Below are 24,448 nucleotides of genomic sequence, written 5' to 3'. Positions count from 1 at the left end.
TGAAGCTCTCTAACGGCCGAGGGAGGCGGAATTGGAGACAGCGACATTTGACTACGTGGTCGTCGGCGCAGGGGCAGCGGGCTCAGTGCTTGCATGCAAGCTGTCCGAAGGGGGCAGATACTCCGTCTGCCTGCTTGAGGCGGGGCCTGATGACAACCACCGCTTCATCCATATACCGGCGGGTTTCACAAAGATCCTGCCCAACCCTGACTATGTCTGGCATTTTGCAACCGCCCCCACCGACCGGACCGGAGGTCGGGCGGTGTCGCTGCCGCAGGGCAAGACGCTGGGAGGATCGACCTCGGTCAACGGGATGATCTTTGTCCGCGGGACGGCCCGGGACTTCGACGACTGGGCACAGATGGGCAATACCGGCTGGCGCTATGCAGATGTCTTGCCTTATTTCAAGCAGATCGAACGCCGCGAGGGCGGAGACGGGGCATTTCGGGGACGGAAAGGCGCCATGCCCGTCACCGATGTGGGATACCGCGAACCGCTGTCCGCCGCTTTCATCGAAGGGGCACAACGCCTGGGCCTGCCCTTCAACGCCGATTACAATGGCAAAGACCAGTTCGGCGTCGGATATTACCAGACGATCATCGAAAATCAGAAGCGGGTCAGCGCCGCGACCGCCTTCCTGCGTCCCGCCCGGTCGCGCAGCAATCTGGAGGTCAGGACGAATACTCTGGCAAGCCGGATCATCATCGAGGACAAGACGGCGCGCGGGATCGATACGGTCGATATGCGGACACGGCAACCCGGTGCCCGCATCCTGGCCCGTCGCGAGGTCATCATAAGTTCCGGCGCCATCAATACGCCCAGGCTGCTGAACCTTTCGGGCATCGGCGATGCCAAGGCGCTACAGGCAATCGGCGTCAACGTCGTCCATGATCTGCCCGGGGTCGGCGGAAATCTGCAGGATCATTACTATTCGACCGTAACCGCGCGTGTCACAGGAACCGGAACATTCAACGAAAAGTCGCGCGGCCTGCGTCTGGTGGGCGAGGTTCTCCGCTGGGCGCTTGGGCGGCCCAGCCTACTGGGCCTTCCGCCATCGCTTGTGCAGATCTTTGCCAAATCGCGCGCCGAACTGGATTTCCCTGACCTTCAGGGCATTTTCTTCCCCGCGAGCTATGGCGCGCAAGGGCTGGCGACCGAGCCGGGCATAACCTGCGGCATGTGGCAGCATCGTCCCAACAGCCGTGGCCAGGTGCGAACCCTTTCGACCGATCTTTCCGTAAACCCCGAGATCCAGCCGAACTATCTGGATGACGAAACCGACCGGCAGACCATGCTGGCCGGCCTGAAACTGGCCCGCAGGCTGATGGGAAGCGATGCCTTGCGCCGCTATGTCGATGCGGAACTGACGCCGGGGCCGGATGTCCAGACCGACGACGAACTGCTGGACTATTGCTATCGGACCGGATCGACCACCTTCCACCCCGTCGGCACCGCGCGGATGGGGCCGGACGGCGATCCGATGGCGGTTGTGGATCCGGCGCTTCGTGTGCGAGGACTCAGAAAACTCCGGGTTGTCGATGCCTCGGTCATGCCCACGCTGATTTCGGGGAATACGATGGCCACGACCCTGATGCTGGCGGCGCGGGCCGGCGACCTGATCCAGACAGAACTCGCCTGATGACGACCATCACGGTACAGAGGCCGGAACCGCCCCGCAGCCTCGGAGGGGCTGTTTTTTCATGCACAACGACAACCTGCCTCTGCGGGTTCTGTGCGCAATAGAAAAAATCAAGGACCGATAATCAAATGCACTTTCAAGGACTTGTCCGTAGACCCACCCCTGCCCGACACAACCAGGAATCTCAGGCTTGGGAGTCAATGGCCGCCCTTTGCATCAACGGGGTCCGTCATGCAGAGCGCTGAGACCGCATCCGCTACCGAACCGACCGGCCGCATGGATTCCCTTGTCGCGATCCTCGAGCGGCGCGGCGACATATCGAGCGATCTGTTCCAGCGCTACTGGCGCGACGTTCACGGCGTTCTTGCAACCCGGGTTCCCGGCTTTACCTCTTATGTCCAGTATCACCTGCTTCCCGATCCCTTCACGCCGCCGGGACAGCCCCCCGCGAGCAATCCGATCGACGGCATTGCCGAGGTGATCTTCGCGCCAAGTTCCGGCTCTAGCGGGCTCGCGTCCAGCCAAGTCAGCGATTTCATTCGCCGGGACGAGCAGATCCTGTTCAGTCGCGTGGTCTCCATCCCGCTCAGCGCCGAGGCGCGGACGGTCTGGTCCGAGGATGTCTGGATCGAAACCGAGAACATCGACCCCGAGGTGCAGGCACCGGAACAAGTCTATGTGCTTTTCCAAAGCGCGCAAAGCCCCGAACCCGAAGAGGTCGGCAAGGCGCTTGCACGTATCGCCGAAGGCATTTCCAAAGCCGATCCGGCGCTGAAGCCGATGACCGGCCACACGCTTACCCAAGGCAATCACGAGTGGTGGAACACCCCGAATGTTGCCGGTCAGGTAGCGGGTCTGAACTATATCGCGGCCCTGCGGATACGGAGGGAAGCCGAAAAATCGCTCGGGGAAATCGCGGATGTCATCGGGGAACTGGATAGCGTCCCACTTGACCGGTTCGCGATCTATAGAGTCGCCGCAAGGTATCGGATGGTTGCTGACGGGCAGCCAACCCCGTTGGGCATGCGCGGGCTCGACATTATGCGCACCATTCATCAGGCGGGCGCAGCCGAACAGGGCAGTGACGCTCTGCTGCGCAGCCTTTTCGTCCATCCGTGACGCGCTTACGCGCTGCCGGACGGTCTCGACCATCATTCATGCAATGGAGGATAGCATGACTTACGGAAGGTTCGCCCTTGCGGCTGGGTTCTTGTCGCTTTTGATGTTGGCACCACCCTGCGTGTCGTTGGCCGAGGAGTTGAAACCGATCATCATCTGTTCGGCCGATGACCAGTCCAATGGCGCGGCAGAGGTGGGACAGCTTGCTCTGAACGGGCTGCGCCTTGCCGTCGACGAGAAGAATGCGGCAGGAGGCATCGCCGGCAGAAACGTCGAGATCGTCGTCTATGACATTAAGATGGACTTCCAGCTTGCCGGAACGGCCGCGACGCGCTGTGCCGAGGATGACGGCGCCATCGCCATCACCGGTGCCCATCCCGACACCTCGATCTCGATGATCCCGGTCGCGAACGAATATGAGATTCCGCTGCTGCTGATGGCATTGGCGACGGACAACCTGACCGACAATCCGGCTGGCTATGTTTTCCGTGTCGGTCCCCGCAATGGCCAGGATGCGCAGGCGATCGCCGATATGTTGGCCGCGCAAGGGTTCAAGCGGGTTGCGCTGATCGGCAACACCCTGAACTTCGGTCTGGATGGCATCGAAGCCTCTAGCAAGGCGCTGGCGGAGCAGGGAATCGATATCGTCCAGAAAGAAGCGTACGAGATCAATGCAGTGGACCTTTCGCCGCAGATCCTCAGTCTGAAAGCGGCAGAACCGGATGCGGTCATCGTCTATCCTTATTCTGCCGATGGCGCGCGTGTGTTGCGGACCATGCGCCAGCTTGACCTGAATGTGCCGACGGTGGTGGCCCGCAGCGCCTTGCTGAAAGCGCTTCGCGAGATGGCCGCAGAGGCAAGCGATGGCATTCTGATCCCAAATACGGTCGATATGGAACGGCCAGAGGTACAGGATTTCTTCGTGAGACTCGATACCAAGTTTGGCGTCGAGCATCAGCCCACCATGTATCCCCTTCTTGGCTATGACACGGCCCAGATCATCTTCGCGGCGGCAGCCGCTCCGGCCGTGCAGGAACGGCTGGCGGCAGACGACATTGCGGGCGCCCGTGTGGCGTTAAAGGATGCAATCGAAGAAATGAGTAGCTTCTACGGCCTGCAAGGCCGCGAGGGAGCTCATTATGAATTCGGCAAGGAAAACCACCATGGTTCGCCGGATGACAACTGGTTCACCTTCGTCGAGGTCAAGGATGCAGGGACAACCTTGAGCACCCCAGATCTGTCGAAATTCAAACCGGGCGCAAAGAACTGATCCGGCAAAAGCGGCACCCCGCCCAAGATGACGTCGCCACACTCGGCATCGCTGAGATTGAACGCGTGTCAAAACCCTAACGGGGAAGAGGGGGAAGCCCGCTCACACGCTGACTTCTGCTACAAGTATAACCGCCCCTTGCACAAGAGGGTTTCTGGCTCAGTTTCGCGCGCAGCCGGGTACTGACATGTATCCGGCCATTATTGCGGCCATAGTCATGATGCGGGCCCGTATGGTGTTCGCGGATCAGGTCCCAAATCAACGCCGCGTGCTCGAAGGCACTTTGTTGCAGGCTGCTTCCTCTGATTCCGTCTCACGACCGTTGCGCCAAACGTCTCCTTGCCCTCTTCCGCTCCGACGTCCTCGCGACTTTGACGGCTTACACCGCTGGGGCGGGAGCCTTTTAGACGTCACCGTGGGCCATCAAAGTCCAGACGATACGCGCGATCTTGTTTGCCAGCGCTACCCGCACCAGCATGGGTGGCTTGCGCGCCAGCATTCCGCCTAACCCGGTGACGGCGATGGCATTGACGCTCCTGCCGCGTCCAACTCCTCGGCTGCCGCGACCATCCCAACGGCGAGAGGCGAGTTCAGCGCATTGAACTGCTTGGGACGGTTCAGGCGGGTCAGAGCAACATTGCCGTTGCGGGTTTCTTCGAACAGGTTGGTCATCGTTTGCTGCCTGCCTCGCAAGATTCGCCGGGAGGGCGGTTCCGTTTGTTTTCAATGCGGGGGCCGCCGCTCATCCCGTTGCCGGGAATTCCCCCAAGGTATCCGCTCAATGAGGAAGAAGGTTATAGCTTCGTTGCCGCCGCCCCTGCTTCCTTCAACAACGACCATAGAAATACCAACCAGATCACCCGTTCCATCCCTCAATACCGGGCGATCAGCCGGTGGCCGCAGCGATAGACCATGCGCACGAAGGTGATCGGCCGGCCCTCCCAGAAGGTCTGCCGCTCGATGCGGAACAGCGGGTCGCCCACGGCGCAACTCAGCTGCCGGGCCTGCTCCGCCTCGGCGGCGCTGGCCGAGAAGCTGATCTCGATGTCCGAGAAGGGCATCTGCCGGCTCAGCCATTCGCTTGGCCCCAGGGTCGAGAAATCCGCCTGCTCGGCCTGCGGCACGGCGCCCAGGTTGATCCAGCGATCCTCGAGCTGGTAGGGATGGCCGTCCGAAAGATGCAGGCAGACCAGGTGCAGCATCTCGGCGCCCTGGCGCAGGTCCAGACGCGCGCGCAGCCAGTTCGGCGCCGGCACGGTCTCCGAGGAAACCAGCGCATAGCGATAGCTGGAACCCTGCGCCTCGACCTCGACCCGGACCAGCGGGATGTCCAGCCGCACCTGTCGCAGCGGCACCGGCCGCACCCGCGTGCCGGCCTTGCGCTTGCGCTCGACGATGCCGTCGTCGACCAGCTCGCGCATGGCGCGGCTGACGGTGGCCCTGGCCGCGCCGAATTCCCGCGCCAGCGCCAGCTCGTTCGGCAGCAGCGAGCCCGGCGGCCATTCGCCACCGCTGATGCGGCGCAGGATATCCGCCTTGATGACGCGGAAACTGGTCGTCGTACACATGCTGAACCTTGGCGTTGCTGGCCCCAGATGAGCACAGAACCATCCGCAGTGTCTCTAACATGTCCGACAGGTCAGCTAACCTAAGCGAGGCTGGACCTGTGGCGCGGGGCTGTCATTATACCTAGTCATATCCACCCCCAAGCCCAGCCATAAGAGAGCAAGGAACCCATGATCCTGAAGCTGGTCCTGCGCCGGTTTGCCATCGGCGCGCTGACGTTGCTTATCGTTTCGGCACTGATCTTCTGGGCCGTCGAACTGCTTCCTGGGGATATCGCCAGCGAGGTGCTGGGCCAGTCCGCGACGCCCGAGACCCTGGCCGCCTTTCGCGAAAGGAACGGCCTGAACGACCCGGCGTTGCTGCGCTATCTGCACTGGCTCGGCGGCGCCCTGACCGGGGATTTCGGCCTGTCGCTGGCCAACCAGCGCCCCATCGCCGAACTGATCGGGCAACGCGTGGTGAACACCTTCTTCCTGGCCGGCTATGCCGCGGTGATCGCCGTGCCGCTGGCCATCGGCCTGGGGCTGCTGGCGGCGCTTTACCGCGGCTCGGCGCTGGACCGCTTCATCTCGACCTCGACGCTGGCGGTGATCTCGTTTCCCGAATTCTTCGTCGCCTATATCCTGATCCTGCTGTTCTCGGCCTGGCTGGGATGGTTCCCGAGCCTGGCCACCGTCTCGCCCGGCATGGGGCTGGGGGTGCGGCTTTACGTGACCTTCCTGCCGGCGCTGACCATGGTGCTGATCGTCATGGCGCATATGATGCGCATGACACGCGCCGCCATCGTCAACCTGCTGGCCCTGCCCTATATCGAGATGGCGCAGCTGAAGGGGCTGCGGCGCTGGCGGGTGATCGCCGTCCACGCCCTGCCCAATGCGGTGGCGCCCATCGTCACCGTCGTGGCGCTGAACCTGGCCTATCTGATCGTCGGCGTGGTGCTGGTCGAGGTGGTCTTCGTCTATCCCGGCCTTGGCCAGTTGCTGGTCGACAGCGTGGCCAAGCGCGACATGACGGTGGTGCAGGCCGCCTGCCTGATCTTTGCCGCCACCTATATCGTGCTGAACCTGCTGGCGGACGTGCTGGGCATCGTCTCGAATCCCCGACTCCTGCATCCGAGGTAGGCATGAACGCTCTGCTCAAGACCCTGCGGACGGCACCGCTTTCGGCCCGGATCGGCATGGCGCTGATCGCCGCCTATGCCGTGGTGGCGCTCCTTGCGCCGCTGCTGGCGCCCTATCCCGAGGCGGCGATCGTCGGCGCCAAATACCTGCCCTGGTCGGCCGAGCATTGGCTGGGCACCGACATGCTGGGCCGGGACGTGCTGTCGCGCATGATCTACGGCGCCCGCAACACGGTCGGCATCGCGCTGCTGACCACCCTCCTCGCCTTTGCGCTGGGGGCAGGCACCGGGCTGCTGGCCGCCACCCTCGGCGGCTGGTTCGAGACGACGAGTTCGCGCTTGGTCGATGTGCTGATGGCGGTGCCCTCGCTGATCTTCGCACTGCTGATCCTGACCATCGCCGGCACTTCGGTCGTGGCGCTGGTGCTGGTGATCGCGGTCTTGGACAGCACGCGGGTGTTCCGGCTGTCGCGGGCCGTGGCGCAGGGCATCCTGACCATGGATTATATCGAGGTCGCGCGGATGCGCGGCGAGGGGCTGGGCTGGATCATCCGCCGCGAGGTGCTGCCCAATGCCAGCGCGCCGCTGATCGCGGAATTCGGCCTGCGCTTCTGCTTCGTCTTCCTGTTCATCTCGGCCCTGTCCTTCCTGGGGCTGGGCTTGCAGCCGCCGACGGCGGACTGGGGCTCGATGGTGCGCGAAAGCGCCAAGCTGATCGCCTTCGCCAATTTCTCCAGCTGGCAGGCGGCAACCTTCGGGCTGGCGCCGCTGCTGCCGGCGGGCGCCATCGCGCTGCTGACCGTGGCGGTGAACCTGGTGGTGGACTGGGTGCTGCACCTGTCCAGCGGATTGAAGGAGTGACCGGATGACACGACTGCTGGACATCCGCGGCCTGCGCATCGAGGCGCAAAGCCGCGAGGGCCGGACCGAGATCGTCAAGGGCGTGGACCTGAACCTGGACCGGGGCGAGATCCTGGGCCTGATCGGCGAATCCGGCGCCGGGAAATCGACGCTGGGGCTGGCCGCCATGGGCCATGTCAAGCCGGGCTGCCGCATCACCGGGGGCTCGATCCGCTTCGACGGGCTGGAACTGGCCGGGGCGGATGCGCGGCTGTTGCGGCAGGTGCAAGGGCGGCGCATCGCCTATGTCGCGCAATCCTCGGCCGCCGCCTTCAACCCGGCCTGGCGGCTGATCGCGCAATATTGCGAGGGCCCGGTCCAGCATAGGCTGATGCCCCGTGCCCAGGCCGAGGCCGAGGCTGTGAGCCTGTATCGCGAAATGCGCCTGCCCGACCCCGAGCGGATCGGGGCGCGCTATCCGCATCAGGTCTCGGGCGGGCAGTTGCAGCGGGCGATGACCGCCATGTCCATGTCCTGCCATCCCGAGCTGCTGATCTTCGACGAGCCGACCACGGCGCTGGACGTGACCACGCAGATCGAGGTTCTGGCCGCGATCCGCGAGGTGGTGCGCCGCCACGACGCCGCCGCGATCTACATCACCCACGACCTGGCGGTGGTGGCGCAGATGGCCGACCGCATCAAGGTGCTGCTGAAGGGCGAGGAGGTCGAGGAAGCCCCGACCCGCGAGATGCTAGCCGCCCCGCGCGAGGAATACACCCGCTCGCTCTGGGCGGTGCGGAACTTCCAGCCCGCGCCGCGCGACGAGCCGGCGCCGCCCGAGCCGATCCTGCACATCCAGGGCGTCTCGGCCAGCTACGGCGTGCATCCGGTGCTGCGCGATGTCTCGATCAGCGTGCCGCGCGGCCGCACGGTGGCGGTGGTGGGCGAAAGCGGCTCGGGCAAGTCGACCACGGCGCGGGTGGTGATGGGCTTGCTGCCGCCGAGCGCGGGACAGGTCGTCTTCGACGGGCAGGTGCTGGACCCACTGTCCCGCAACCGGCCCCGCACCCTGCAGCGCCGGCTGCAGATGATCCACCAGATGGCCGACACCGCCCTGAACCCGCGTCACAGGGTGCGCGAGATCCTGGGCCGCCCGCTGGAGTTCTTCCTGGGCCTGCGCGGCCGCAAGAAAGAGGACCGGATCCGCGACTTGCTGGACCAGATCGAGCTGGAGCCGGGCCGCTTCATCGACCGCCTGCCGGGCGAGCTGTCCGGCGGGCAGAAGCAGCGGCTCTGCATCGCCCGCGCGCTGGCGGCCGAGCCCGAGCTCATCATCTGCGACGAGGTGACCAGCGCGCTGGACCAGCTGGTGGCCGAGGGCATCCTGCGCCTGCTCGACCGTTTGCAGCGCGAGATGGGGCTCAGCTATCTGTTCATCACCCACGACCTCGCCACGGTGCGATCCATCGCGGACGAGGTGGTGGTGATGCAGAACGGCGCGGTGGTCGAGCAGGGCCCCAAGGCGCAGATGTTCCAGCCGCCGCACCATCCCTATACCGAGAAACTGCTGTCCTCGGTCCCCGAGATGGACCCGGACTGGCTGACCCGCCTGCTGGGCCAGCGACAGATGCAAGAGAAAGGCGCCGCATGAACCGCTACGACACCGTCACCTGCGAAATCGATCTCGACGCCCCGGGCAAGGCCTCGGGATGGATCGACCTGAGCCATTCCGACAACCGCCATGACTTCGGCGTGATCCGCAGCCCCATCGGCGTCATTGCCGGCGGCGAGGGGCCGACGGCGCTGGTGGTCGGCGGCAATCACGGCGACGAATACGAGGGGCAGCTGATCACCCGCCGGCTGTTCGAGGCGCTGGAGCCGCAGGATGTCGCCGGCCGGCTGATCCTGGTGCCGGCGCTGAACATGCCGGCGGTGATGGCGCGGACGCGGGTCTCGCCGCTGGATGGGGGCAACATGAACCGGGTGTTTCCCGGCGCGACGGGACAGGGGCCGACGCGGGCGCTGGCGGGGTTCCTGAACCGCCACCTGCTGCCGCGCGCCGGGCTGGTGATCGACCTGCATTCCGGCGGCGGCACGACGAATTACCTCGACGCCGCCTATCTGACGCTGACCGGCGATCCGGCCCAGGACCGGCGCGGGGCGGCGCTGGCCCGCGCCTTCGGCCTGCCCTGGACCATGGTCGTGGGCCTGGGCAGCACCGGGGGCGACCTGGACAGCGCCGCGCTGGCGGCAGGTTGCGCCATGATCTCCTGCGAACTGGGCGGCATGGCGCAGGTCTCGCCCCAGTCGCTGGGCCATGGCTGGAACGGCATCCTGAACCTGCTGGCGCATGAAGGGATCGTGGCGCCCGAGGCGACGAAGCGGCTGGCCACGGGCCCGGGCTGCCAGACCCGCTTCGTCGACCTGGGCGCGGGCAGCCGCCAAGTCACCGCCATGCGCCACGCCCTGGCCGAGCCGCTGGTCGAACTGGGCGACGAGGTGGCCGAGGGGCAGCCGGTCGCGAAACTCTACGACCTCTTCGACATCACGCAGGCGCCGCAGGTGCTGACGGCGCCGGTCGCGGGTCGGGTGCTGATCCGCCGCCGCAACGGGCTGGTCGGCCACGGCGACCACCTGTTCGTCATCGGCCCCGAGATCGCGCCCGAGGCGCTGGACCGCCGCATCGGCTGAAACGGAAAGGGGGCGGATACACCGCCCCCTTTCCTACAGGTCCAGCACCACCCGCCCCGCCGGGCGCGAGCAGCAGATCAGCGCCTGCCCCGGCCCCGGCGGGTCCAGCGGATCGGTGACATATTCCACCGCGCCCTCGCGGATGGCGCAGCGGCAGGTGTTGCAGATTCCCTCGCGGCAGCTGAACTCGGGCTCCAGTCCCGCGGCCTCGGCCAGCTCCAGGATGGTGCGGCTGGCGCCGTTCCAGGGCAGGGTCAGGCCCGAGCGGGCAAAGACCACCTCGGCGCCGGATTCGGTCGGTTCTGCCTGTTTGGCTGCCGCCTCGGCCACCGTGCCGGGCAGCGCATCGGGCAGGCCAAGCGCATCGGGATCGGTCAGGAATTCCAGCTTGGCCAGGGACTTGGGCGCCCGCGCCGGGATGCGGTTGCCATGCACGGGTGCGGATGCCGGCCCCGGCCCGGCCGCCAGCGCGGCCAGCGAGCCGCCCTTGCCGAAGAACTCGTATGCGATGCGGGCGGGGGCGATGCCCAAGCCCGTCAGCAGCTTCCACATCGCCACCATGAAGGGTGTCGGGCCGCAGAGATAGACCTCGTAATCGTCCAGCGGCAGCAGGGATTGCAGGAGGGTGCGGTCCACCACGCCCTCGGCATCGAAGCGGCGCGCGGCGCGGTCGGCCTCGGTCGGGGCGCGGTAGACCGTGCGCGCGATGATCCGCCCGCCCGAGCCCGCGGCCAGCGCCGCCACTTCGTCCCGCAGCGCGTGCACCTCGCCGTTCTCGGCCGCCTGCACGAAGAACGCCCGCCGCGCCCCCGTCGCCAGCCGGTGCAGCATCGCCAGCAGCGGCGTCAGACCGACGCCGCCCGCCAGCAGCAGCACCGGCCGGGTGCTGGCCTCGTCCAGCACGAAGCCGCCGCGCGGCGGGGCGATCTCGATCACCTCGCCCTCGGCCAGCTGGTCGTGCAGCCAGCGCGAGCCCAGCCCCTGCGGCTCGCGCTTGACGCTGATGCGGTGATGGTCCCGCCCCTCGGGCAGCGCCGACAGCGAATAGGTCCGCAGCACCGGCCCCGAGGGCGCCGGGATCCGCAGCGTCAGGTATTGGCCCGGCCGCATGTCCCACAGCGGGCCGCCATCCTCGGGCACCAGGTGGAATGAGGTGATGCAGGCGCTTTCCGACACCTTGCGGGCCAGGCGGAAGCGGCGGAACGGATCGGCCATGGATCAGGCCCTCATCTTCTCGTCGACCATGCGCTCTTCGGCGATCATCGCCTCGAGCTGGCGGCGGAAGCGCAGCTGGCCGGCGTCGATGGACAGGTCGATATGCGGCGAGGTCTTGCTGGCCATGCCGATCTGCACCTCGTTCAGCACGGCGCGGTCTTCCTCGAAGGCGTGGCGCACGTCCTCGGACATCATCTTCGACAGTTCCTCGTCATGCGGGCGGATGTTGCGCAGCTGGAACCAGTAATAGCGGGTCTCGGTCTCGGTCGTCGGCGTCATGAAGTTGTAGCTGTCCATGACGAAGGTCTTTTCGTGCAGCGTGCCGTCCGGCCCGCCGGTCCCCGCCGGGGTGAAGACGGCGCGGATCAGGGCGTGGGCGGGATAGCGCACCTCGTAATGCTGCAGCCGGTCGCAATTGCCGTCGAACTCGACGATCTTCTTGTAGAAGGGCGCCGGCTCGACATCCATCATCCAGCGGTGGACGATGACGCCGTTTTCGGTCCGCGTGACCTTCAGCGGCGTGTCGCGCGTCGCGTCCTGGGCAAAGCTGCTTTCATGGACCCAGGCGACATGGGTCGGATCCAGCAGGTTGTCGCACATCAACAGATAGTTGCAGCGCAGCTCCATCGCGGCGCCGCAGTTGATGCCCCAGTCCGGGCTGTCGAAATTCGGAATGTCGATGATCTCGTCCGCATCGGCAATGGCGGCGTTGCCCATCCAGATCCACACGAGGCCGTATTTCTCATGCACCGGATAGGGCCGCACCTTGGCGGCCGAGGGGATGCGCCCGCCGCCCGGCGCCCAGACGCATTGCCCGGCGCAGTCGAAGGTCAGCCCGTGATAGCCGCATTCGACATTGTCGCCCTTGATGCGGCCCTTGGACAGCGGCAGCTTGCGATGCGGGCAGGCATCCTCGAGCGCGATCACCTCGCCCTGGCTGTTGCGGAAGATGCAGATCTTTTCGCCCAGGACGAGGATCTGCTGAAGGCTGTCGGTGATCTCATGGCTCCAGGCCGCGACATACCAGGCGTTCTTGAGGAACATGGCTGCACCTTATGTGGCTGCGTTTCGGCAAATGTATAGGCGAATGCCGAAGCGTTCAGCGCAGAAGCGCAGCCAGATCGTTTAGCTGGACTGAACCGTCCGGCTGCGCAGCGGCTTGGTGGCGCGCATCAGCCAGTTCAGGAAATCCCGCGCCACGGGGCGGTCCAGCGTCGTCGGGCCCCAGCAGACGAAATAGGGGTCGGGCATGTGCAGGCTGGCCTCGGACAGCCGGACCAGCCGGCCGGCGCGGATGTCCTCGGCGGCGAAGGAGCCCTGGGCCAGAACCGCGCCCTGCCCGGCGATCGCCGCCTCCAGCGCCAGGCTGGACATGGAATGGACGGCGACGGGGCGGATCGGCGGCAGCTCGCCAAGGCCCTGCGATTCGAACCAGTCGCGCCAATGCGGCTCGGTCGTGTAGCCGCCGCCCCAGTCGATGCCGATCAGCGGCAGGCGGGCCAGGACGGCGGGATCCAGCGCCTCGGGATGGCGTTGCAGGAATTCGGGCGAACAGGCCGGAAAGCAGCAGTCGGTGAACAGGGCGCGGCTGTGCAGATAGCGCCGCGCCGCCTCGCCGTAGGTCAGGCGGAAGGTCTGCTCCAGCATATGCGGATCGGGTTCCTGATGGGTCGAGATCACGCGGATGGCCAGGTCCTGGGCAGTCGCCTGGAATTCGGGCAGGCGGGGATTCAACCATTTCTGCATCAGCGTCGGGAAACCCGAGATGGTCAGCTCCTCGCTTTGCTTGTGCGCGAGGATATAGTCCTGCGCCAGCATCAGCCGTCCGAAGCCCTGCGATATCAGCTCGTGATAGGCCCGCGCGGCCGGTGTCAGCGTCGCCCGCCGCCCGTCCTTGACCAGCAGAACCACGCCCACATGCTCTTCAAGCAGCCGCAATTGCTGGCTGATCGCGCCCGGCGTCACCCCCAGCGCCCGCGCCGCGGCATTGACCGATCCCAGCCGGCCAAAGCATTCGAAGGCCTGCAAGGCACGCAACGGCGGCAGCGTCGGGTTCATGGCGAAAGGTCCTGGCTGGATTCGATAGTTTAGCTGAACTGTCGCGCGCACCACGCAAACTGATTTGTCCGACATGGGGCCCGAGTCTAGCGTTTAGGTCAGTCATAAAAACAGGTTCCCGTCAACGACCAGGCACGGCCGGCAGGCGGGAGGAGATCAGGGAGAAAGATCCGATGGCGAGTTTGTTTACCAGGCGTTCCGTGCTGCTGGGTGCAGGGGCGCTTTCCGCGGCGGCCACGCTGGGCCTGCGGCCCCTGCCCGTGCTGGCGCAGGATGCGCCGCGCAAGGGCGGCACCTTCCGCGTCGCCGTGGCCGATTTCGACAGCGCCGACACGCTGGACCCGCAGCTGAACGAGACGCGCTTCATGATGCAGCTGCAATACCAGCTGCGCAACTGCCTGATCGAGGTCGGCCTCGGCGGCAAGCTGATCCCCGAGCTGGCCACCGAATGGGGCTCGAATGCCGAGCTGACCGAATGGACCTTCAAGCTGCGCCAGGGCGTCGAGTTCCACAATGCCAAGACCATGACCGCCGACGACGTGGTCTATTCGCTGAACCTGCATCGCGGCCCGGACACGGTGTCCGAGGTCAAGTCGCTGCTGGAAACGATCACCGACATCGCGGCGACTGCCCCGGACGAGGTGCGCATCAGCCTGAACGGGCCGAATTCCGGCTTCCCGGCACTGATGGCGCTCGTCAACCTGCTGATCGTGCCGGCCGGGGACAAGGATTTCGGCAAGGGCATCGGCACCGGCGGCTATGTGCTGGAGAATTTCGAGCCGGGCGTGCGCAGCCTCGTGAAGCGCTTCCCCAACTACTGGAAGGAAGGCCGCGCCCATTTCGACGCGGTCGAGATCCATGCCATCGCCGATGTGAACGCCCGCACCACCGCCCTGCAGACCGGGCAGATCGACGCCATGGGCGCGGCGGATACGGCGACGGCCATGCTGCTCAGCGCCATGCCCGGCGTGAAGCTGCTGCAGACCAAGGGCAAGCAGCACTATGCCTTCAGCATGAATTGCAAGGATCCGCTGTTCGCCGACCCGAATGTCCGCATGGCGCTGAAGCTCTCCATCGACCGGCAGGAGATGCTGGATAAGATCCTGTCGGGCTATGGCTCGATCGCCAACGACCAGCCGATCTCGGAGGCCTATCCCGATTTCGACCCGCAGTTGCCGCAGCATGCCTACGACCCCGACAAGGCCAGGGCGCTGCTGGACAAGGCCGGTGTCTCGGGCCTGACCGTGCCGCTGCACGTGGCCGAGGCGCCCTTTACCGGCGCGACCAACATGGCTCAGCTTTATGCCGAGCAGGCCTCCCGCGCCGGCATCACCATCGACGTCAAGCGCGAGCCGGACGACGGCTATTGGTCCAACATCTGGGGCAAGCGGCCGATGTTCGCCACCAAGTGGTCGGGCCGCGTGAACGAGGACGTGATGCTGACGCTGGCCTATTCCCGCGAAAGCATCGGCAGCTGGAACGAGACCGGCTGGGACAACGAGGCCTTCAACAAGGCGCTGCTGGCCGCGCGTGGCGAAAAGGACGAGGCCAAGCGCCGACAGCTCTACTGGGAATGCCAGTCGCTGATCGCCGAGGATGGCGGCATGATCGCGCCGCTCTGGGCCGATTTCCTGGACGCCACCTCGAACAAGGTGGCCCATGCCGAGCTGGGCAACGACTGGGAGCTGGACGGCGCCCGCGCCTCCGAACGCTGGTGGTTCACGGAATGAGCCTTGACGCCCACGAAACCCCGGTCGGCGCGGTCAAGGCCGCGCTGGCCGAACTCGGCCCGATCTTCGGCGAGCGGCTGCTGACCTCGGCCGCGGCGCGGGCGCATTACGGCGCGGCGGAAAGCTGGCTGCCCGCCGCACCGCCGGACGCCGTGCTGCTGCTGCATGACACCGCCGAGGTCTCGCAGGCGCTGGCGATCTGCCATCGGCACGGCGCGCCCGTCATCCCCTTCGGCGCGGGTTCTTCGATCGAGGGGCAGGTGCTGGCCCCACAAGGCGGCATCACGCTGGACCTGTCCGGCATGGACCGGGTGCTGGCGGTCCATGCCGAGGACATGGATTGCATCGTGCAATGCGGCACCACCCGCCAGCGCCTGAACGAGGAACTGCGCGATTGCGGGTTGTTCTTTCCGGTCGACCTGGGCGCCCATGCGACACTGGGCGGCATGGCCTCAACCCGCGCCTCGGGCACGACGACGGTGCGCTACGGCTCGATGCGCGAGCTGGTGCTGGGGCTGGCCGTGGTGCTGCCCGACGGCCAGGTGATCCGCACCGGCGGGCGGGCGCGCAAGTCCGCCTCGGGCTACGACCTGACGCATCTGTTCGTCGGGGCCGAGGGCACGCTGGGCGTCATCACCGAGTTGACGCTGCGGCTGTTCGGCATCCCCGCCGCCGCGCAATCGCTGCTGTGCAGCTTTGCCGAGCTGAACGCCGCCACCGGCTGCGTGGTCGAGGCGCTGCAATTCGGCCTGGGCGTGAGCCGCATCGAGCTGGCGGACGAGTTGCAGATGCGCGCGATCAACGCCTACTCCGGCACCGACCTGCCCGAAAGCCCGACGCTCTGGGTCGAGATCACCGGCTCGGACCCCGCCGTCGCGCATGACGTCGCGCTGTTTCGCGACCTGGCCGAGGGCGCGGGCGCCTCGCGCATCGAGCTGGCGCAGACGCCCGAGGACGCCGCGAAGCTGTGGCGCATCCGCCATGACGCGCTTTATGCGACGCGGGCGCTTCGGCCGGGCGTCACCGGACTTTCCACCGATGTCTGCGTGCCGCTGTCGCGCCTGCCCGAATGCATCGCCGCCATCAAGGCCGAGATCGCCGGGACCGGGCTGGTCGCGCCGCTGGTCGGCCATGTCGGCGACGGCAATTTCCACCTGGTGCTGCTGTTCGACGCAAGCGACCCGGCCGAGCTGGCGCGCATCAGCGCCCGCCTGGTGGAACTCGCGCTGGCGATGGAGGGCACCGCCACCGGCGAGCATGGCGTGGGCCTGGGGAAAAAGGACTACATGGCCGCCGAGCACGGCCCGGCGCTGGAACTGATGCGGCGGCTGAAACGGGCCGTCGACCCGCGGGGCATCATGAACCCCGGCAAGATTTTCGATTTATAGAGGCAAGCCATGTCGCAGGACACGTCCCTGATCCGCCCGGAAATCGCCGCGCTGGCGGATTACAACGCCGGCCTGGCGCTGGACCGCTTTCGCGCAGTCTATGGCGTCGAGGCGCGGGCCAAGCTCGACAGCAACGAAAACCCGCTGGGTCCCGCCCCCGCCGCCATCGCCGCGATGCGCGACTGTGCCGCCGGGATCTGGCGCTATCCCGACGCGGCCGATCTGGCCCTGCGCGAGGCCATCGGCGCCGCGACTGGCATCGACCCCGAGGCGGTGATCGTCGGCAACGGCTCCGAGGACCTGATCGGCGCGATCTATCGCGCCGTGCTGCGCCCTGGCGACCGGGTGGTGACGATCTGTCCCAGCTTCGGCCTGCACGAGTTCGGCGCCCAGGCCTTCGGCGCCAGCGTCGAGAAGGTTCACTTTGCCGAAGACTGGACCTTTCCCCTGCCGGGCCTGGTCGAAGCGCTGCGCCGGCCGGCGCGGGTGCTGATCTTCTCCTCGCCCTCGAATCCGGCCGGTCCGGCGGTGTCGCTCGAAGAGTTCAGCGCGCTGATGGAGGCGGTGCCGCAGGGCACGCTAGTGGTCTTCGACGAGGCGTATCGCGAATATCTCGACCCCGCGCTGGCCTTCGACCCTTGCGCCATCATGCGCGCGGCGGGGCTCGACTGGATCTCGCTGCGCACCTTTTCCAAGGCTTATGGCTTGGCTGGCGCGCGAGTCGGCTATGGGCTCTGCTCGTCGACCGCGCTGACGCGGGCCCTGCGCAAGACTCGCAACCCCTTCGCCGTGAACGCCTTCGCCGGCGCCGCCGCGCTGGCGGCCCTGCAGGACCAGGCGCATCTGGCCCGCACCGTCGCGCTAGCCCGATCCGAGCGCGCGCGACTGTCGGCCGCGCTGACCGCCGCGGGCCATGCGGTGGTCCCGAGCCAAGCCAACTTCCTGTTCTTCCGCACCCCCGGCCCGGCCGCGGATTTCGCCGAGGCGCTGCGGCGTCGGGGCGTGCTGGTCAAGGGCTGGCAAGAGCCGCCCTTCCTGGACTGGGCCCGCGTCACCATCGCCACCCCGGACGAGAACGACGCCTTCCTGGATGCCATGGCCTAGCCTGCCGCCACCGGACGCGCGGCCGTTCAGGCGGCGCGATCCATGTGCTGCGGGCCTGGCGGAAAGTGTCAAGCCCTTCGCTCCGGCGCTTGCGAATGGCGTATCATCGCCCCCCTGTCACGGCAGGGGACTCTGGTGTCATGCGCCCGGCGGCACGATGAGGATGAGGCCCTCCAGATCCTCGTGCGCAAGGATCTGACAGCTCAGCCGGCTCGTCGGGGTCCACTCTCCGTCGACCATGTCCAGCATCTCATCCTCGAGCGGGCCCGGTGGGCCGAGACGTTCCGCCCAGACAGGATCGGTTGCGACATGGCAGGTCGCGCAGGCAAGCGCGCCGCCGCAATCGCCATGAATGCCCGGCACACCCGCATCGCGCGCGGCCCTCATCAGGTTGGTTCCCGAGGCGACATTCCCGCTGATTTCACGGCCATCGGCATCACGCCAGGTTATGAGAGGCACTGTTGGTCTCCGTGTATTTCGCCAGGCGCGCATCCGCGCCCGGGTGGAATTTGCAAAGGCTCAGGAAGCCTCGGGACGAGCCGACCACACGCAACGACCTGTTTTCCAGAGCAATCTGCCGGCCGAATTAGCGGTAGAAGTTCCGGATCGTGGCCTCGTAATCGCGCGGCACCCCCGGACCGAAAGGCGCGTGGTGGGACGAGAGGGTCCGCTACGTCCTTTCCAGCTTCTCGCGATCTTCGCGATTGACTCCGTGGCAAAGCGCGATCCTGTCCTCCAGCCCGTCCTGCACGAGTTGGCCGCCGCGGTGGACATGGTCCATCGCAAGGCCGCCAGAGGCTGGATCGAGAAGGAGGCCAGCAGCTTCGCCGCCCGGCTGATGATATGCGTCTGGAACAGGCAGAGCAGCGTCGAGTGGCGGCGCTCTTCCTCGGTAAGGCCCGGCGCCCCATGCCGCGCGATTCCGCGGTTTCGGGACAGTTGGCGCAATGGAAAGTGAGGTTGGCGTCGGACATCGACTGCCGGCTCGGGCCGGTCGGCGTGTAGGGATCCAGGTTGGCATAGACGAACCCGTTCCACACCTCGCAGGGAAACGACGGCAGGCTGCAGGTTTCCCTGGTGACGCCCTTGTCGCGCATGCTGGGGGCGTTGACCAGTTCGCCGGCGCGGCCGTAGCTCCAGGCGTGATACGAGCAGACGAAGCGGCGCGTGGAGCCGGACCCTTCGGCGAGCGGCATGCTGCGGTGGCTGCAGGGATCGGACAGCACGCGCACGGTGCCGTCGTCGCCGCGCACCACCAGCAGCTGCATGACTGCTTCGCGGGCGGTGCCTTCGGTGATCTCGACCTCGATGCCGGGATGAGCTTCTCGATATTGCGCGATTAGCTCGGCGAGGAAACTGCGGGGAATGAGGGCGTGGATGCCGGTGCGAAGCCGGCCGCACTCGCCGGATGCTGCCATGCCCGCTGTTCTCACCGCATAGTCGAGTTGATCGACGCCAACCGATACCCGTTCAACAAAAACGCGCCCGGCTTCAGTGAGCCGGACGCCTCGTGTACTGCGCTCGAACAGGCGGACGCCAAGATTTTCCTCCAGTGTCCTGATCCTCGCGCTAACGCTGGGTTGGCTGACGCCGAGTGCTTTGGCCGCCCGGTGGAAGCTCAAGTGCTCCGCGACTGCGAGTGTCTGGATGAGAGACGCCAGAGGGATGCAGCCTCCAAGGTTTCGAGGCGATCTAGCCGACTGTGGGTTTTTCAGACGCCGCCGTCGCATGGCGGTTCGCTACTTTCTCGTCGCCACGCCTGCCGCGAATATACCCAGCAGGGTCAGGAGCGCGATGCCAAGCGTAACGTAGCGTGCGGAGTCCACCGCAAAACCCCCGCCTGCCGCCATCAGGGTTCCGGCGAGTGCGGAAGTGATCGAGAAGGCGATAAGCTGCGTAATGGTGATAGCCGCCGCCGCCTTGCCCCCTTCCGCAGGGTCGTGGGTACTGCTCATCGCGGCCACACCGAGCAGCGGCCATGCCAGTCCGATGCCGACGCCAGCGAATGCGAGGACAGCCGCCCAAGTCAGCACCATCCCGATATCGGCATCGGAGATTTGTAGAAGACCATAAGCAATCAGCCCAGCAGTCAGCAGCAGCGGGCCGAGACGGATGGCGCGGCGGCGGCCGCTTTCACTCTTAACCGACACCACGAAAAGCTGAGCGATGACCCATGCGAGCGACAGGACCGCGCCGAGAAAACCGGCGATCAGCGGGGAGAGGCCCGCCAGTTGCTGGCCGAACAGCGGAATGAAGTTCTCCACCATCACGCCCGCACTGAGCGCCGCGACCGTGAGATAGACCCATTTCAGAGAATTGCCGCGACGATAGGTGATGTGCGGAAGGATGGTCTCTTTTGCCCGCCGCTCCACGACGACGAACAGCCAGAGCAGCACTAGACCGATCCCGACCATTGTCAGCGTCGGCCAGCCTATCGGCACGATGGCGCTGAGGCTGATAGCGATGGTCGCAAGTACAAGCGGTATGAGGGAGGCGACAGGAACCGGCGAGCGGTGCCCCGAGCCTGCCATGCGGTCGAACGCGCGCTGAGCAATAATTCCGAACAGCAGCGAAACCACCGCCAGCGCACCGTAGGACCAGCGCCAGAGGCCGAGTTCTGCGAACAGGCCACCTAGCGCCGGCCCGAACAGCGTGCCCAATCCCCACATGGCTGACACAACGCCGGTTGCCCGCGCCCAATGGCGTTCGGGAAGCGCGGCGCGGATCACCGCATATCCAAGGCCCGCGAGCAAACCGCCGCCCAGTCCTTGCACCACTCGGCCGATGATCAGCAGTTCCATCGTCGGGCTGGCGGTATTGGCCGCTGCGCCGAGCGCGAAGACGACGAACGCCGTAACATAGGCAAGCGCCGGCCCCTTCCAGTCGAGGATACGGCTAACAAACAGCGAGGCCACGATTGCCGAGATGACGAAGGCTGTAGTCACCCACGCATAATATTGCTGCCCTCCGATATCCGCGACGATAGAGGGCATCAGTGCAGCGGTGAAATAGAGGTTCATGGCATAGAGCAGCACGCCGCTTGCCATGACCAGGACGATGGCGAGGTAGCGGCCGGACAGAAGATCGGACCATGCGTCCAGATACGCCGCAGGTTCGTTTGCGGGATCGGCCGGACCGGCCGGAGTTGGTGAGCTATTCATCGGGGATTCTCCGAAAGTGGGGAGTTCAGTTGGCTGCGCGCCGGACGGCCAAGGACAGGCACAGCACCGCCAGTGAGACGAGCAGGACAATGCTGGGAGCGACTGCATGGTCGTAATCAGCGTTCAGCAGTGTCGTGAGGGAAGCAGCGGCCATCACCATCGCGCCAAGGCCGGCTCCATAGGGCCGCAAGCCAGAGCGGATCAGCATCAGCCCAGCCGCCAGTTCGAGAACGGCGGTGATGTAGTGGAACCAGTCGGGGTAACCCCAAGCCACATAGGCCGCCGCATTTTCCTCTGAGATGAAGATGTTACCGTAAGCGCCGAAGAGAAAGAAAGCCGCCAGCAGCCAAGCCAGGCTGGTCGCTATGATCGGAAGGGGTCTGTTCATGTGGCCTCGCACCTTGGAAATCGGACCGGCTGAGGCAGCATAGGGCTGGACCCACCAGCAGTTCCGGTATAGATTGAATGCTCACTCTATTTATGATCGCCGTGCGGTCAAGCTATATTAGAACGATCATTCTATGTTTATGGAGGCCGCATGGTCCGCAAGCGCGTTCCCGAGCAGCATGAAGGCAGACGGCAGGAGATTCTCGCAGCGGCACATCGGTGCTTCCTGCGCCATGGTCTGCAAGGCGCGTCGATTTCGATGATCTGCAAAGAGGCGGCGATGAGCCCCGGCCACCTCTATCACTACTTCCCTAGCAAGGACGCTATCATTGAGCAGATGGCGGATGATTACCTTGCCAGCCTCCACAGCCATTTCAGCGGCCACCCCGAAGGCGAACAGACGGCAACTGTTCTGCTATCGGAATTGTGGAGCATGAAGGGGTGGGACGATCTCGGTCATTGCCGCATTCTGTTCGAGTTGTTGGCAGAAGCAGGACGCAACGAAAGAATCAGAGCCATCCTCAAAGAGAACACCGATGGTGTTCGAACATTGCTGACAGAAGCGCTGACAGCCGGCCAGGCACGTGGCGAAGTCGATTCCGGTCTTGATCCAAAGCACACGAGCGCGGTTTTGGTGGCGGTCCTTGATGCCGCGCCGATGCTGCCGTTGATGACAGCGGACCTTGACTTCGAGGAGAGCCGCAAACTGATCACGACCATGGTCGGCCGATTTCTGAAGCATCAACAATGAGGCGGATCATGAAAATCGGGGATGGCGGTCGGTCGAAGCATTGGTGCCAGTCGCGCCAAAAACTTCCTTTTGACGTCGCGGATCGCGTCAAGTCATGACAGATGTTTCACAATTAACCGCGCCCAACTTGTTCGGCTTGCAAGCATTTCTGGCGCTGTGTCTCTACACAGCCGTAACATCGGTCACGCCCGGACCGAACAACATGATGGTGCTGGCATCCGGTGTTAATTTCGGCATTCGTCGGACATTGCCACATATTGCGGGCATCAGCATTGGTTTCGCCACGATGATCGTCATCATGGGGATGGGCCTTGGAATGATTTTCGAGACGTATCCCGTGCTCAACACCGTCCTGCGATGGGTTGGCGGCGCCTATCTTCTGTATCTGGCATGGAAGATCGCCGGGGCCGCAGCACCGGAGGATGCAGAAGGATCGGCTGCCAGACCCTTGGGCTTCATTGGCGCTGCTGCGTTCCAATGGGTCAACCCCAAGGCATGGGTCATGGCGCTCGGTGCCGTCGCCACTTATCTTCCGGGTTCCCCCTCGCTGTCGTCCGTGGCCGCAGCTGCGCTGCTGATGGCCGTGATCAACGCGCCCTGCGTCGGTATCTGGGCCGCGTTCGGTGTGGGCCTCCGTCGGCTGCTTTCGGAACCTGCGAAGCTGCGCGCATTCAATCTCACCATGGCAGCGCTGCTGGTTGTCTCGCTTTATCCAATCTTTGTGACGTAGAGCCAGCTGCTGTTCGCTAAATCGGTATCGAAACACTCCGCAGCGCCCGTCGGAACGGATTACGATCCTGGCTACGCTTCATTCCTCGAACTCAAGATACTCACGTTAAATACGGACGAAATCTGATGGCAAATGTTGAACACATGATCGTCGTAACCGGTGGCCCCGGTTCCGGCAAAAGCAGTCTGATCGATGCCATGGCCCAGCGCGGCTTCCGCACCATGCCCGAGGCCGGCAGGGCGATCATTCGAGACCAAATCAAGATCGGCGGTAAAGCTTTGCCTTGGGCGGATCGCGCACTCTTTGCCGAACTCATGTTGGGCTGGGAACTGCGTTCCTATCAGGAGGCACTTGCAAGCGACGCTCTTGTCCTGATGGACCGTGGAATACCAGATGCTGTTGGTTATCTCACACTCTGCGGTCTGCCTGTGCCTGCTCATTTCGAAACGGCAGCAAAAACCCATCCCTACAAAAAGCGGGTTTTTCTCGCACCATATTGGGATGCCATTTTCACGCAGGACACTGAGCGCAAACAGGACAGGCAAGAGGCTGAGGCGACAGCTAGGGTCATGGCAGAGACTTACAGCAGGCTTGGCTATCAGATAGTCGAGCTGCCGCTGGTGGGAATCGAGCAGCGTGCCGACTTCGTTGCTGAAAATTTGAGAGCTTAGAGCGAAGTTACAGTCCTCATAGAACTGGCGCTAACTCATCCAGAAACTTCCGAGGTCGCGCCGGGTTCGCGCTCCGTCAAGATACGATCGATCAAACCCCATTCCAACGCTTCTTCCACCGTCATGAAGCGGTCGCGGTCCATGGCTTGTTCGAACTCTTCATAAGTGCGTCTGCAATGCTCAGCGTAGAGCCGTGTCATCCGCTGCTTGGTTTTCAAGATTTCCTCGGCATGAATCAGCATATCCGACGCCTGCCCCTGGAACCCGCCTGACGGTTGATGAATGAGAATGCTGGCGTTCGGCAAAGCGGCCCGTTCGCCGGATTGGCCTGCCATCAACAGGAACGACCCCATCGAACGGGCCGTGCCCATGCAGAGCGTGTGAACCGGCGCGCGGATGTATCGCATGGTATCATACATGGCGAGACCGCTGGTGACGACGCCACCGGGAGAATTGGCGGGAAGTTCGTCGTGAACCCGTCTGGCGGGCTGATGTCCAAGGGCCATCCGTTGGGCGCGACGGGGCTTGCCCAATGCACCGAGTTGATCACGCAGTTGCGCGGCGAGGCGGGGCAACGCCAGGTTCCGGGCGTCAAGGTCGCATTGCAACACAACATCGGCATGGGATCGGCAGGCTTCGTGACGGTTTTCAAGACGTGATGTCCGGCAGCGCCCCTCGCCTTCGCTCCCTGGAACAGATGAACTGATTCCGTCATGGAGGGTTTCCGGCTCATCACCACCGGGGGGGTGATGAGCCGGAAACCCAGAACAGCGATGGCGATGGCTATCCGTCGCCGCCGCATGGGCATGACAGTCCCGAACCCACATATCCAAGATCGCAGGATCGGTGACGTCAAGTTCCTCGTTGGCGCCCCGACGCCAGGGCGCATCGCTGGCACACCCCTCCGCCAATCCGCCCCGGCACGTGGTCATCGCTCGGGATTTCCTTAGCGGATCATGGCGATACTCGCATTCCGGCGCATGGCGCGTATCAATCCCGCACACAAGG

Annotated in this window: 24 protein-coding genes; 14 read left to right on the top strand and 10 right to left on the bottom strand. The window is 65.0% G+C overall.

The window, feature by feature from the left end; all coding sequences use genetic code 11:
- The first annotated feature begins 31 nt into the window (after positions 1–31).
- The 3 genes from IT40_RS03710 to IT40_RS03700 all read left to right on the top strand — a co-directional run bounded on the left by IT40_RS03710 (position 32) and on the right by IT40_RS03700 (position 4,028).
- Positions 32–1,639 carry a GMC family oxidoreductase gene (locus IT40_RS03710; protein WP_036750794.1) on the top strand — a complete coding sequence of 536 codons (1,608 nt, stop codon included), beginning with the start codon at positions 32–34 and terminating at the stop codon, positions 1,637–1,639.
- A 231-nt stretch (positions 1,640–1,870) separates the two neighbouring features.
- Complete coding sequence (locus IT40_RS26590) at positions 1,871–2,758, top strand: EthD domain-containing protein (protein ID WP_052095724.1); 888 nt, start codon at positions 1,871–1,873, stop codon at positions 2,756–2,758.
- Positions 2,759–2,813: 55 nt separating this feature from the next.
- A complete protein-coding gene (locus tag IT40_RS03700) occupies positions 2,814–4,028 on the top strand; it encodes an ABC transporter substrate-binding protein (protein WP_243700182.1) in 1,215 nt (404 codons plus the stop codon).
- Between the two features lie 504 nt (positions 4,029–4,532).
- On the opposite strand, the gene IT40_RS29155 is transcribed toward IT40_RS03700, so the two are convergent.
- Entirely contained in the window at positions 4,533–4,700 is a 168-nt protein-coding gene (locus IT40_RS29155; protein WP_166436095.1) for a hypothetical protein, read from the bottom strand.
- A gap of 200 nt (positions 4,701–4,900) precedes the next feature.
- Positions 4,901–5,596: a GntR family transcriptional regulator gene (locus IT40_RS03690; RefSeq protein WP_052095723.1), complete on the bottom strand. Its 696-nt coding sequence runs from the start codon at positions 5,594–5,596 to the stop codon at positions 4,901–4,903.
- Positions 5,597–5,764: 168 nt separating this feature from the next.
- Between IT40_RS03690 and IT40_RS03685 the strand changes: the two genes are divergently transcribed.
- From IT40_RS03685 to IT40_RS03670, 4 genes are read left to right on the top strand one after another with little or no spacing between them, the layout of a single operon-like run.
- Positions 5,765–6,715, top strand: coding sequence for an ABC transporter permease (locus IT40_RS03685; protein ID WP_036750784.1), 951 nt, complete (start codon positions 5,765–5,767; stop codon positions 6,713–6,715).
- A gap of 2 nt (positions 6,716–6,717) precedes the next feature.
- Positions 6,718–7,575: an ABC transporter permease gene (locus tag IT40_RS03680; RefSeq protein WP_036750781.1), complete on the top strand. Its 858-nt coding sequence runs from the start codon at positions 6,718–6,720 to the stop codon at positions 7,573–7,575.
- A gap of 4 nt (positions 7,576–7,579) precedes the next feature.
- Entirely contained in the window at positions 7,580–9,205 is a 1,626-nt protein-coding gene (locus tag IT40_RS03675) for an ABC transporter ATP-binding protein (protein ID WP_036750779.1), read from the top strand.
- Positions 9,202–10,245, top strand: a complete 1,044-nt coding sequence (locus IT40_RS03670) for a succinylglutamate desuccinylase/aspartoacylase domain-containing protein (protein WP_036750776.1) — start codon at positions 9,202–9,204, stop codon at positions 10,243–10,245. The genes IT40_RS03675 and IT40_RS03670 overlap by 4 nt, the downstream gene beginning before the upstream one ends.
- A gap of 33 nt (positions 10,246–10,278) precedes the next feature.
- On the opposite strand, the gene IT40_RS03665 is transcribed toward IT40_RS03670, so the two are convergent.
- From IT40_RS03665 to IT40_RS03655, 3 genes are all read right to left on the bottom strand, one after another.
- A complete protein-coding gene (locus IT40_RS03665) occupies positions 10,279–11,460 on the bottom strand; it encodes a 2Fe-2S iron-sulfur cluster-binding protein (protein WP_036750774.1) in 1,182 nt (393 codons plus the stop codon).
- A gap of 3 nt (positions 11,461–11,463) precedes the next feature.
- The gene (locus tag IT40_RS03660) at positions 11,464–12,504 is read right to left on the bottom strand and encodes an aromatic ring-hydroxylating dioxygenase subunit alpha (RefSeq protein ID WP_036750770.1); all 1,041 of its coding nucleotides are present in this window, start codon (positions 12,502–12,504) and stop codon (positions 11,464–11,466) included.
- Between the two features lie 81 nt (positions 12,505–12,585).
- Positions 12,586–13,518 carry a LysR substrate-binding domain-containing protein gene (locus tag IT40_RS03655; RefSeq protein ID WP_036750767.1) on the bottom strand — a complete coding sequence of 311 codons (933 nt, stop codon included), beginning with the start codon at positions 13,516–13,518 and terminating at the stop codon, positions 12,586–12,588.
- Between the two features lie 173 nt (positions 13,519–13,691).
- Here IT40_RS03655 and IT40_RS03650 point away from each other — a divergent pair, with 173 nt between their 5' ends.
- From IT40_RS03650 to IT40_RS03640, 3 genes are read left to right on the top strand one after another with little or no spacing between them, the layout of a single operon-like run.
- Complete coding sequence (locus IT40_RS03650; protein WP_036750765.1) at positions 13,692–15,248, top strand: ABC transporter substrate-binding protein; 1,557 nt, start codon at positions 13,692–13,694, stop codon at positions 15,246–15,248.
- Positions 15,245–16,636, top strand: coding sequence for an FAD-binding oxidoreductase (locus tag IT40_RS03645; protein WP_036750757.1), 1,392 nt, complete (start codon positions 15,245–15,247; stop codon positions 16,634–16,636). Before IT40_RS03650 ends, IT40_RS03645 begins: the two co-directional genes overlap by 4 nt.
- A gap of 9 nt (positions 16,637–16,645) precedes the next feature.
- Positions 16,646–17,740: an aminotransferase class I/II-fold pyridoxal phosphate-dependent enzyme gene (locus IT40_RS03640; RefSeq protein WP_036750755.1), complete on the top strand. Its 1,095-nt coding sequence runs from the start codon at positions 16,646–16,648 to the stop codon at positions 17,738–17,740.
- Positions 17,741–17,878: 138 nt separating this feature from the next.
- On the opposite strand, the gene IT40_RS03635 is transcribed toward IT40_RS03640, so the two are convergent.
- The 4 genes from IT40_RS03635 to IT40_RS03625 are packed head-to-tail and all read right to left on the bottom strand — an operon-like array spanning position 17,879 to position 21,289.
- The gene (locus tag IT40_RS03635) at positions 17,879–18,199 is read right to left on the bottom strand and encodes a 2Fe-2S iron-sulfur cluster-binding protein (RefSeq protein WP_036750752.1); all 321 of its coding nucleotides are present in this window, start codon (positions 18,197–18,199) and stop codon (positions 17,879–17,881) included.
- Complete coding sequence (locus tag IT40_RS27290) at positions 18,187–19,470, bottom strand: LysR family transcriptional regulator (protein WP_084196823.1); 1,284 nt, start codon at positions 19,468–19,470, stop codon at positions 18,187–18,189. The genes IT40_RS03635 and IT40_RS27290 overlap by 13 nt, the downstream gene beginning before the upstream one ends.
- 9 nt (positions 19,471–19,479) lie before the next feature.
- Positions 19,480–20,901, bottom strand: coding sequence for an MFS transporter (locus IT40_RS03630; protein WP_052095717.1), 1,422 nt, complete (start codon positions 20,899–20,901; stop codon positions 19,480–19,482).
- 25 nt (positions 20,902–20,926) lie between these two features.
- Entirely contained in the window at positions 20,927–21,289 is a 363-nt protein-coding gene (locus IT40_RS03625) for a DoxX family protein (protein WP_036750749.1), read from the bottom strand.
- Between the two features lie 150 nt (positions 21,290–21,439).
- Here IT40_RS03625 and IT40_RS03620 point away from each other — a divergent pair, with 150 nt between their 5' ends.
- The 3 genes from IT40_RS03620 (at position 21,440) to IT40_RS03610 (ending at position 23,440) form a co-directional block, all read left to right on the top strand.
- Positions 21,440–22,039, top strand: a complete 600-nt coding sequence (locus tag IT40_RS03620; protein ID WP_036750744.1) for a TetR/AcrR family transcriptional regulator — start codon at positions 21,440–21,442, stop codon at positions 22,037–22,039.
- A gap of 94 nt (positions 22,040–22,133) precedes the next feature.
- Positions 22,134–22,769, top strand: coding sequence for a LysE family translocator (locus IT40_RS03615; protein ID WP_208021320.1), 636 nt, complete (start codon positions 22,134–22,136; stop codon positions 22,767–22,769).
- A 125-nt stretch (positions 22,770–22,894) separates the two neighbouring features.
- Positions 22,895–23,440, top strand: a complete 546-nt coding sequence (locus IT40_RS03610) for an AAA family ATPase (protein ID WP_036750741.1) — start codon at positions 22,895–22,897, stop codon at positions 23,438–23,440.
- A 35-nt stretch (positions 23,441–23,475) separates the two neighbouring features.
- On the opposite strand, the gene IT40_RS03605 is transcribed toward IT40_RS03610, so the two are convergent.
- Positions 23,476–23,859 (bottom strand): ATP-dependent Clp protease proteolytic subunit, encoded by a 384-nt coding sequence (locus tag IT40_RS03605; RefSeq protein WP_244273992.1) that lies wholly within the window; start codon positions 23,857–23,859, stop codon positions 23,476–23,478.
- Between the two features lie 72 nt (positions 23,860–23,931).
- Here IT40_RS03605 and IT40_RS29890 point away from each other — a divergent pair, with 72 nt between their 5' ends.
- Positions 23,932–24,099 carry a thiolase C-terminal domain-containing protein gene (locus IT40_RS29890; RefSeq protein ID WP_084196817.1) on the top strand — a complete coding sequence of 56 codons (168 nt, stop codon included), beginning with the start codon at positions 23,932–23,934 and terminating at the stop codon, positions 24,097–24,099.
- The last annotated feature ends 349 nt before the right edge of the window (positions 24,100–24,448 follow it).

Source organism: Paracoccus versutus (assembly GCF_000763885.1).
Classification (GTDB): domain Bacteria; phylum Pseudomonadota; class Alphaproteobacteria; order Rhodobacterales; family Rhodobacteraceae; genus Paracoccus; species Paracoccus versutus.
This window is presented reverse-complemented; position numbering and strand designations above follow the sequence as displayed.